Here is a 9,263-nt window from a genome sequence, read left to right on the forward strand (position 1 = left end):
GAAGCCCGTCAGGAAAGGCTGATGAAGTTGGCCGCCTGAGCTGCAAAAGCGTGTCCAAACAACCGGAGCCGATACACCCGCAGTCCTTCGATGCGTCGCTTGATATCGTCCGGCAATTGCCGATACGCCTCGACCATATTCACCCAGATGGTATCGCCGCCCGTTTCGGGGCACTCGATGCAGCGCAGCACCGCGCCCATCGACGGATCCGGCCGCCACAAACCATCCGTGTGATAGTTGTTTTCGTAGGGGTTTTTCGCCTCCGACCGGTAAATGCGCACGAGGCCCGGATGCTCCGGATCGCTTCCCGCCACCGGATGTTCCTCCAGTTCGCCGAAGCGGCGCGCGAACGCGACGTGCTCCGCCCGCGACATGTCCTGGTCGCGGAAGAACAGCACGCGATGCTGCAGCAAAAGCGCCCTGATCTCCGCAAAGAGCGATTCGTCCCGCGACGCGTCGCCCAGATCGACGCCCGACACCTCAGCGCCAATGCAGGCCGTGAGTTTTTCAATCTTGATCATCTTGCATGTCTCCATCGTTCTTGAACGCTCGCACGTCATTGTTTGCGCAATGTCCGTTTCCATTCAGCATAGCGCCGATTTTTATTTATGTCGACATAAATAATTCAGAGCGTGGCGTGATGTCGAACGTCTTGGCGAAGGCGTCGACCAGATATTCACCGATGGGCAGCGCCGAAGTCGCGGCAGGCGAGGGCGCATTGCATACATGCAAGCTGCGTTTCGACGGACGAATCAGGAAATCATGGATCAACGCGCCAGCCGAGGACACCGCCTGAGCGCGCACGCCGGCGGGATACGGTTCGAGGTCGTCGAGCGACAGTTCGGGGCAATACTTCCGGCACAGCGCGAGATAGCCGCTTTTCCAGAGCGAATTGCGCACCTCGGAGATGCCGGACGGACCGTATGTCTTGAGCATCTTCCAGAAGCCGCCGAACGTTGCCATCTCCGCCAGATCGCCCATGTCGATATCGCGCCAGCGGTATCCTTCGCGCGCCATTGCGAGCACTGCGTTCGGGCCGACGGTCACGTAGCCGCCGATCATGCGCGTCAGATGCACGCCGAGAAACGGCAGCGCGGGGTCCGGCACTGGATAGATCAGATGCCGCACGATATCGTTCTTCGACGAGGGCAGCCGGTAGTATTCGCCGCGAAAAGGCACGATGCGAAAGTCCACGTCGAGCTTGCACATGCGCGCGAGCCGATCGGCCATCAGACCCGCGCAGACGATCGCGTGCTTCGCGCGGAAACGCGCCTGCGTTGTCGTCACGGAGACACCGTTCTCGTCCTCGCTCATACCGGTGACTTCCTGCCCCAGCAGAAGGGTTGCGCCATTTTCGCGCGCCACGTTCGCCATCGCGCGGGTCACGGCGGGGTAATCGGCGATGCCGCTCGATGCCACGCGTATCGCCGCTTCGCCGACGATCCGCGGTTCCTCGCGCGTCAGTTCATTGCGGTCGAGCCATTGCGGCTGAAGCTGGTTCTGTCTGCATCGCTCGAACAGGTCTTTGAGACGCCGCACTTCGAGCGAGTCGGTCGCGACGATCAGCTTGCCGCATTGTTCGAAGCGAACGTCGTGGCGTCGGGAGAACGCGTAGGTCGCGGCGGCGCCGCGCCGGCAGAAATCGGCCTTCAGACTGCCGGGCGCGTAGTAGACGCCCGCGTGAATCACGCCGCTGTTGTGGCCGGACTGATGCACGGCGAGCGCATCTTCTTTTTCGAGCACGAGCACCTTGAGCGACGGATATCGCTCGGTCAGCTGCATCGCGGTGGATGCGCCGATGATGCCGCCGCCGATCACGATTACGTCCGCATCGGCATTGCGCAGAGAGATGTGGACGGTCATTAGGCAAACACTCCGCGCTGGCGCATCAGTTCGCGATGCAGTTCAAGATGCTTCTCGAACGGCGCGCGCCCATGCACCCAGAAGTAATTATTGGCGACGATCAGTTCGCCCACGGGCAAGCTGATTTCCTTCGTCGCGGGCGAGGTTTCCATCGAATTCGACATCGCGTGCAGGTAGCGCGCTTCGTCGAGCGTGCGCGGCTGGACGAACTGGTCGATGAACGACATCGACAGACCGAACGCCGAGTGGAAGAACAAGGGACGCTCGACGGCCATGCTGACGTTCTTCGAACCGGGCGCCTTGAAGACGAAGGGGAGCGCACCCATCGGATCGAGCGCGTATTTGTCGCGTTCGGCCCAGTCGTCCAGATGCAGCAGGCGCGACTCGCCGCCGGATGCGTTGGTTTCGTCGAACTTCATCATCAGCAGCCAGTGCGTTTCTTCCTCGACGTAGGTGCCGTCGGTATGCAGCGAGAACTGCCGGTAGGCCTGCCGCAGATAGGAATCGCTGGCGTCGGTGTGGTTGACGAGAAAGCGGGCGTAGTAGGTGCCCGACATCGCGTCGTGATTGCTCGGGCCGAGCAGATGCGCGATGGCGGTGCCGAAGCGCACATAGTCGTCGCTGTCGGACGTTGCGCCTTGCACGCCGAGCGTAAAGCCGCCGCTCGACCGATCGCGCACGATCTGGGTGAGCGCCGCGCCGAACGCGCTGCCGAGTATGCGGTTCAACTCGTGCGCGAGCATGAAGCGCATGTAGGGCACGTATTGCAGGTTCTGCACATCGACGTGCTTCACGGCCTCGAAAAAGCGCGCGAGCGCATTCTGATCGAGTTCGATACGGCGCAGGCGATTGTGCTGCGGATGGGCGTGAATGCTGAAAAGCGGCTGAACGATATGAGTTTCGACAGGTGCGTTCATGTTGGACTCCGTGTAGTGGGTGCCCCTATTTCACGCTGATCCTGTGTTCGATTAAACTGCCTAAAACGGGATTTTTAATCGGAAAATGCACATAAATGGATATTCGCCAGTTGAAGGTTTTCGTGTCGCTGGCAGAGGACCTGCACTTCGCGCGCACGGCCGACCGGCTGAACATCGCGCAGTCCGTGTTGAGCGATCAGATCAGAAAGCTCGAGACCACGCTCGGCGTGCGACTGCTGAATCGCAACAAGCGCGCTGCGTCAGCTCGAACGCGCGGAATCGGTCGGCCGGCTCGCGGCGCGTGGCGAAGCGGGGAATGTGTCGCTCGGCTATGTCGGCTCGGCGGTGTCGACGGGTTTGCTGCCGGCGACACTCAAGCGCTTTCGCAAAGCATGCCCGCACGTCGACATGGACATTACGGCGATGGAAACGCCCCGGCAGCTCGAAAGCCTGCACGATGGCCGGCTCGATGTGGGCCTGCTGCGTTCACGTTCGCGCTATCCGGATGACGTGGCGGCGACAGTGGTGATGCGCGAGCAACCGATGATCGCGCTTGCGGCGGATCATCCGCTGGCGAAATCGGAAACGGTACGTCCGAATGCATTGCGCGATGCGGCCTTCATCGTTCCGCAATTCAGCGAAAGTGAGGGGTTTGCGGAAAATCTCTCGAGCCTGGGCCGTCTTGGCGGATTCGATGCCACACCGCGCCATCGCGTCACCGATTTCGTCACGGGGCTGTGCATGGCGGCGGCGGGTTACGGCGTGGTGCTGGTGCCGCAATCGATGAAAGCGTTCGCGCCCGTCGATATCGCCTTTCGCCCCATCGTTGATTACCACGAGGAAGCGGAACTTGCCGTCGCGTACAGAAAACGCGAGGGCGCCCCGGCTGTCAAGCGTTTCGTGGAGACGGCAATCGGGTTGTTCGGTCTTTGAGCTTTGGGTAGCGAATGATGGTTCGAGGAGACGTCCGTTAGGCCGAAACCCACCAGATGCCGCCGTTCGCCCCCACCTTCACCTAGTCACTCAAGCGGCTGCTTCACTTTTACTGCGGACCTGATGATCGATTCATACGGCGACGCCTGTCGGCGGTTTGGCGGGCAAGTGGTCGGCGTCTGCACTTGCTGTCCGAGGTGGCAAACAGCTTTGCGGCCATGGTATCGCGAGCAACATCAAGCCTGCCCGGACGCGCGTGCCTTAAGTGCGCCGTCCGCCGATCTTGAGCCGCAAAATGCTTTTCGTCGCTTGTAGTTGCTCCATACGGCCGCCGCCGGGCGCCGCCGAGAACACTGCACATGACGTGCCAATCGGAAGCGTGAACGTGTGGGAGAACTGACGGACTGACGGGCTGGCTGTGCGCAGCGCCCACGCCGGGTGTGCAGCGCTGTGATGCGGGACCGTCAAAGATTGTCGGATGGTGGCTGAAGGCCAACAGGTTGCAGCGTCATGTCGTTCGGAACGCGACATGGGTTCGGCGGGGTGCGGCGAGAAGCGATCCGGGAGAAGGAGGGACTTGCGCGGCAGAGCGAACTCGCCGGTTTCACGTGTTAGAGAGCCGGGTTGCGTCACAATCCGTAGTCTCTGAGGTCATCAGAATGATAGCGGCCGAGTGTCCAGGATCTTACCAAGATGGCTGCCCCGACATCGGCAGTCTCCTTTCAACCGGCGTGACCGGTACGCCGCGCCCGAACGCATGCGGCGCGGCGCACGCCTCCGCCTAGCTGTCGCGTGGCATGTCCCGATCGGCGCGGCTGTAGAGCGGCGCGGTCTTCCCACTGGCGATGCTGTTACCGATCGCCTGCAAGTCGAGCGACGGGGTCTTCGCAAGCAACACATAAGCGAGCCGGTTCGCGCGCCACGTGACCGTCTTCATTTCACCGACCTGACTCGACCGCACCGGCGCATCGCTCTCGTTTTCCTCGATCACGCACAGCGCCACCGGATCGCCGCGCTCCGGCAGATATACCATCTGGATGAGCGGACGGTCGTGGTAATTCAGGCGCTGAACACGCTTGAACTTCAGGCCGGCCTGACGCAGATCGGGAACCGCCACCGGCATGCCGTCGCGCTGATGGATATCGGCCATCACTTGTTCGGTGCTGGTTTTGTCTTCCCGGAGATTGGCGACCGTGTCGCGTCCATAGAGCACCTGGTAGTCCGCCACGCTTTTCACCCACGGATCGACGCCCGGCTTCAACGGATTCACGCCGCTGAAATAGCCCGTGAGCACGCCCGAGCAGATCGCACCGGCGACGAAGGCCGCAGCGGCCCATTGCATGGAAAAACGCCGGCTGCCGCCGCGCGGCGCGCTGCGCTCCTGCGGCGTGCTGACGCTGACGAGCTCTTCGATGCGGCGCGTCAGGCTCTCCGGCACGGGCGGCACCGTCTGCCTGTCATACGCGGCCCGATACGGCAGCACCGACGCCTGCAACGCCGCGACCCGCTCCGCGAGTTCGTCGGAGTGCGCAATCGCCGCTTCGACTTCTCCGCGCTGCTCCGGCGACAGCTCGCCGTCCACATAGGCCATCAGCAGCGAATCATCGACATTCATCATAAGGATTCTCCTTTTCTAGCCGACGCTGGCGCCTGCACGCTGAATTTCTGGCCGATCGTCAGCCGCGCGCGCGACAGCCTGCTCATCACGGTGCCGATGGGCACGTCGAGCACCTCGGCCGCCTCGCGATAGCTCAGACCTTCGATCGCCACCAGCACCATCACGACGCGCTGCGCTTCGGGCAACGCCTCGACGGCGTCGATTACCTGGCGATGCAGCAAATCGAGCTCTGGATTGCGCGCCGAAGGATCGGCGAACTGTTCGATTTCCTCGTCCTGCCAGTCCATGCTTCCGCGATTGCGAATCGAACGAGCGCGCAATTCGTTCATCCACGTCGAATGCACGATCGAGAAGAGCCAACTGAGCGCCGACGTGCCCGGCTGAAGCTGATTGCGCCGCTCCAGCGCCCGCACGCACGCCCGCTGCACGAGATCCTCGGCGTCGTGCGGATTCTGCGTCAGCCGCAGCGCGAATCGCCAGAGCCGCGGCAATAACGTCGGCAGGACGGTCGGCAGGTCGTCGTCGTTCATCGGGGCAGCTCCGGAAATGGGCGCACTCATGATTGACAACACTCCAGACGCGAATCTATTCCACGAATTTTTCGAGTTTTTTTGCGGAATAAGCCGGCGAGTGCGGCTGTTTTCGGGTCACGGATCGCGCATCGAAGCGCACTCGAACCACCGGAATCACGCAATAGGAGACAGATCATGGAGACCCTCCTCGACCGGGCCCGGCAGGCAGGCATGGCGGTCATGCTGGACGCGTGCATCGGACGCGAACGTTTTCATAGCATAGCCGCTTCGGCCGCTACGCTCGAACGATTTGTGCAGCTCTGCGAAAAGCCGGCCGTGGATCGCGACACGCTGATGAACTGGGCGGCGCTTTGCGAGCGCGGAGACACGCGGGCCGTCGAAGCGGCGATCCGTCAGGCGCTCGGCGAATGATGCGGCGCATGGATTCAGGCTGATGCGCGGCGACAAAAAAAAGCGCATCGAAGCATTTCATGAGATTAGTAATCCGAAGTAACGCGGGTAATCAACAGAAAGCTCGCAAATCCCGCTTCGCGACTCAGCGCGACGCGAACTTACCTGTGCCAAAGGGCGCGCAATTTTTTGGAGACTGACATGGCCGTCGATATGTTTCTCAAGCTGGGCGATATCAAGGGTGAATCTCAGGCGGTGGGCCACACCGATGAGATCGAGGTACTGAGCTGGTCGTGGGGATGCTCGCAGACGGGCACGACGCACAGCGGCACGGGCGGCGGCACCGGGACCGCATCGGTGCAGGACCTCACGATCAGCAAGTACGTCGACAAAAGCTCGCCCACGATCGTGCAGTCGTGCTGTCAGGGCGTGCACATGCCGGAGGCCGTGCTCACGCTGCGCAAGGCGGGCGGCAACGACCCGGTCGAGTATCTGAAGATCACGCTCAAGGAAGTGCTCATCAGCCGTCACTCGGTGGGTTCCGGCGGCGGAGATCAGATTGCCGAGAACGTCACGCTGAACTTCGCGCAATTCTGCGTCGAGTATCAGCCGCAAGACAACAACGGCGCGAAGAAAGGCGGCGTCGTGACCGGCAAATGGAACATCCCGAAGAACACGGCCAATTGCGACTCCGGGCCGGGCGCCAGCCCCAGCGCGAGTTCCAGTTCCAGCTCGCGTTCATCGTCGTCGCCGAGGCCCTGACAGGCCGCCTTCCGTTCAATGCTCGTCGCGGACATCGCCATGAACCTTGCAGATATCGAAGCCTGGCTGACCGACCTCGCGCCGGATTATCCGTGCGGCGAGGACGAAGAGTACAGCAGCGAGTTCCGGGCGCTGGAAGCGGCGGTCGCCGGCAAGCCCGACGCCCAGTATGGCGGCACCGTGATCGCCGCGACGCCGCCCGACTGGACGCTCGCGCGCTCGCTGTCGATCGCCCTGCTCGGACGCACGCGCGATCTGCGGGTTGCGGTGCATTACGCGCGTTCGAGCATGGCGCGCGAGGGCTTCGCCGGTCTCGCGCAAGGCCTCGCGCTGATCGAAGGGCTGCTCAATGCGCACTGGAGCGCGGTGCATCCGCAACTCGACGCCAGCGACGGCGACGATCCGACCGCGCGGGTCAATGCGTTGTCGGCACTCGTCGATGGCGCGGGGATCGTGGGCGAGCTGCGCGACGTGCCGTTCGTCGCGCCGCGTGGCCAGCGGGGTTTCGCGCTGCGCGATCTCGAAGTGCTGGCAGGTGAAGCGCCGCTTGACGAAGGCGACGAGTTGCCGACGCTCGCGGCCATCGATGCGGCATTCGCGCAAGCCGGCATCGACGAACGACGGGCGATGTGCGAGGCGCTTTCATCGGCGCGGGCCTCGCTCGCGAACATCGAGAGCGCGTTGACCGGGCGCGTGGGGCCGGCGCGCGCGCTCGATTTCGGACCGCTCGCACGGCCGCTTCAACGCATCGCGGAGTTCGTGTCGGCGCATACGGGGGAACGGGGCAGCGCGATGGAGACCGGCAGCAGTGAAGAGGGCGCGGGTTCCGCTCAGGCGACGCAAGCCGCCGCGGCGGGACCCGCAACGCCCCGGCGCATCGCGAGCGCGCGCGACGTCAGCGACGCGCTCGACGCGATCTGCGCCTATTACGCCGAATGCGAGCCGTCCAGCCCGTTGCCGGTGCTGCTGCAGCGCGCGCGGAGGCTGGTCGGCAAGAGCTTCATCGAAATCATCGAGGACGTCGCGCCGGACGGCGCGCATCAATTCAGGCATCTGGGCGGGGTCGTCTAACCAGACTCAGGCAAAACCAAAGGAGTGGACATCGTGGCAAAGGAAAGCAGTCAGAAATTCATCGCGCGCAATCGTGCGCCGCGCGTGCAGATCGAATACGACGTCGAAATCTACGGCTCGGAGAAGAAGGTCAACCTGCCCTTCGTGATGGGCGTGCTCGCGGATCTGTCGGGGCAGCCCGTCGAGCCGCTCGCGCCTGCCGCCGAGCGCAAGTTTCTCGAAATCGACGTGGACAACTTCGACGAGCGTCTCAAGTCGATGAAACCGCGCGTCGCGGTGCAGGTGCCGAACACGCTGACGGGCGACGGCAACGTCGCCGTCGATCTGACCTTCGAGAGCATGGACGACTTCACGCCCGCCGCGATCGCCCGCAAGGTCGAGCCGCTGCGGCAACTGCTGGAAGCGCGCACGCAACTGGCGAACCTGCTGACGTACATGGACGGCAAGACCGGCGCCGAAGCGCTGATCGCGCGTCTGCTGGAAGAGCCCGCGCTGATGAAGGCGCTCGCCGCCCAGCCTCGTCCGAACAAGGACGTCGACCAACCCGCCACCGGAGCATGACACGATGAACGATCTCAGCCTCCAGCAACAGACCAGCGCGGCCGTGATGGAAGCGGCGCCCGAACTCGACGACTTCTCCGCGCTGCTGCAAAAGGAATTCAAGCCGAAGTCCGATCGCGCCCGCGACGCCGTCGAGAATGCCGTGCGCACGCTCGCCGAGCAGGCGTTGCGCGACAGCGGCGTGATTTCCGGCGATGTCCTCGCGACCATCGAGGCACTGATCGCGCAGATCGATCAGGCGCTCACCGGGCAGATCAACCAGATTCTGCATAGCGAGCCGTTCCAGAAGGTCGAGAGCGCATGGCGCGGCCTGCACTATCTCGTGAACAACACGGAGACCGACGAGTCGCTCAAGATCCGCGTGCTCAACATTTCGAAGCCGGAGCTGCACAAGACGTTGAAGAAGTACCGCGGCGTCGCGTGGGACCAGAGTCCGCTGTTCAAGAAGCTCTACGAGGAAGAGTACGGCCAGTTCGGCGGCGAGCCGTACGGCGCGCTGGTCGCGGATTAGGAACGAGTGAGAAATAACTTCCCGGCGGTGCTGGGTGGTGGGAAGCGGCACTGTTAAGATGCAATGGATCCGGAGGATAGACGATGCAGGCTGGTTACAGGGCT

The 9,263-nt window shown here is 63.0% G+C and carries 9 protein-coding genes and 3 pseudogenes; 7 read left to right on the forward strand and 5 right to left on the reverse strand.

The window, feature by feature from the left end; translation table 11 throughout:
* Positions 1 to 77: 77 nt before the first annotated feature.
* The 3 genes and pseudogenes from AWB78_RS40205 to glaH form a co-directional block, all read right to left on the reverse strand.
* Positions 78 to 521, reverse strand: a pseudogene (locus tag AWB78_RS40205) (TauD/TfdA dioxygenase family protein); the annotation flags it as partial.
* A gap of 85 nt (positions 522 to 606) precedes the next feature.
* The gene (gene lhgD, locus AWB78_RS40210; RefSeq protein ID WP_062612563.1) at positions 607 to 1,863 is read right to left on the reverse strand and encodes an L-2-hydroxyglutarate dehydrogenase; all 1,257 of its coding nucleotides are present in this window, start codon (positions 1,861 to 1,863) and stop codon (positions 607 to 609) included.
* On the reverse strand, positions 1,863 to 2,780 hold the full coding sequence (glaH, locus tag AWB78_RS40215) for a glutarate dioxygenase GlaH (protein ID WP_062612564.1): 918 nt from the start codon (positions 2,778 to 2,780) through the stop codon (positions 1,863 to 1,865). Before glaH ends, lhgD begins: the two co-directional genes overlap by 1 nt.
* Before the next feature lie 95 nt (positions 2,781 to 2,875).
* On the opposite strand from glaH, the pseudogene AWB78_RS48950 reads away from it, so the two are divergent.
* Positions 2,876 to 2,977 (forward strand): annotated as a pseudogene (locus tag AWB78_RS48950) (LysR family transcriptional regulator); the annotation flags it as partial.
* Positions 2,978 to 3,137: 160 nt separating this feature from the next.
* Entirely contained in the window at positions 3,138 to 3,713 is a 576-nt protein-coding gene (locus AWB78_RS47950; protein ID WP_232478080.1) for a LysR family substrate-binding domain-containing protein, read from the forward strand.
* A gap of 781 nt (positions 3,714 to 4,494) precedes the next feature.
* On the opposite strand, the gene AWB78_RS40225 is transcribed toward AWB78_RS47950, so the two are convergent.
* Both AWB78_RS40225 and AWB78_RS40230 read right to left on the reverse strand, forming a co-directional pair.
* Positions 4,495 to 5,331, reverse strand: a complete 837-nt coding sequence (locus AWB78_RS40225; RefSeq protein ID WP_232478081.1) for an anti-sigma factor family protein — start codon at positions 5,329 to 5,331, stop codon at positions 4,495 to 4,497.
* The gene (locus tag AWB78_RS40230; protein ID WP_062612568.1) at positions 5,328 to 5,861 is read right to left on the reverse strand and encodes an RNA polymerase sigma factor; all 534 of its coding nucleotides are present in this window, start codon (positions 5,859 to 5,861) and stop codon (positions 5,328 to 5,330) included. The genes AWB78_RS40225 and AWB78_RS40230 overlap by 4 nt, the downstream gene beginning before the upstream one ends.
* 177 nt (positions 5,862 to 6,038) lie before the next feature.
* Here AWB78_RS40230 and AWB78_RS40235 point away from each other — a divergent pair, with 177 nt between their 5' ends.
* The 5 genes and pseudogenes from AWB78_RS40235 to AWB78_RS40255 all read left to right on the forward strand — a co-directional run.
* The gene (locus tag AWB78_RS40235) at positions 6,039 to 6,275 is read left to right on the forward strand and encodes a hypothetical protein (protein WP_157697810.1); all 237 of its coding nucleotides are present in this window, start codon (positions 6,039 to 6,041) and stop codon (positions 6,273 to 6,275) included.
* A 180-nt stretch (positions 6,276 to 6,455) separates the two neighbouring features.
* Positions 6,456 to 7,016 (forward strand): Hcp family type VI secretion system effector, encoded by a 561-nt coding sequence (locus tag AWB78_RS40240; protein WP_269768975.1) that lies wholly within the window; start codon positions 6,456 to 6,458, stop codon positions 7,014 to 7,016.
* Between the two features lie 39 nt (positions 7,017 to 7,055).
* Entirely contained in the window at positions 7,056 to 8,087 is a 1,032-nt protein-coding gene (gene tssA / locus AWB78_RS40245) for a type VI secretion system protein TssA (protein ID WP_063959108.1), read from the forward strand.
* A gap of 33 nt (positions 8,088 to 8,120) precedes the next feature.
* On the forward strand, positions 8,121 to 8,648 hold the full coding sequence (gene tssB, locus AWB78_RS40250; RefSeq protein WP_062612579.1) for a type VI secretion system contractile sheath small subunit: 528 nt from the start codon (positions 8,121 to 8,123) through the stop codon (positions 8,646 to 8,648).
* 4 nt (positions 8,649 to 8,652) lie between these two features.
* Positions 8,653 to 9,156, forward strand: a pseudogene (locus AWB78_RS40255) (type VI secretion system contractile sheath domain-containing protein); the annotation flags it as partial.
* Between the last annotated feature and the right edge of the window lie 107 nt (positions 9,157 to 9,263).

The sequence above is a fragment of the Caballeronia calidae genome (genome assembly GCF_900044055.2).
In the GTDB taxonomy this organism is placed as follows: Bacteria; Pseudomonadota; Gammaproteobacteria; order Burkholderiales; family Burkholderiaceae; genus Caballeronia; species Caballeronia calidae.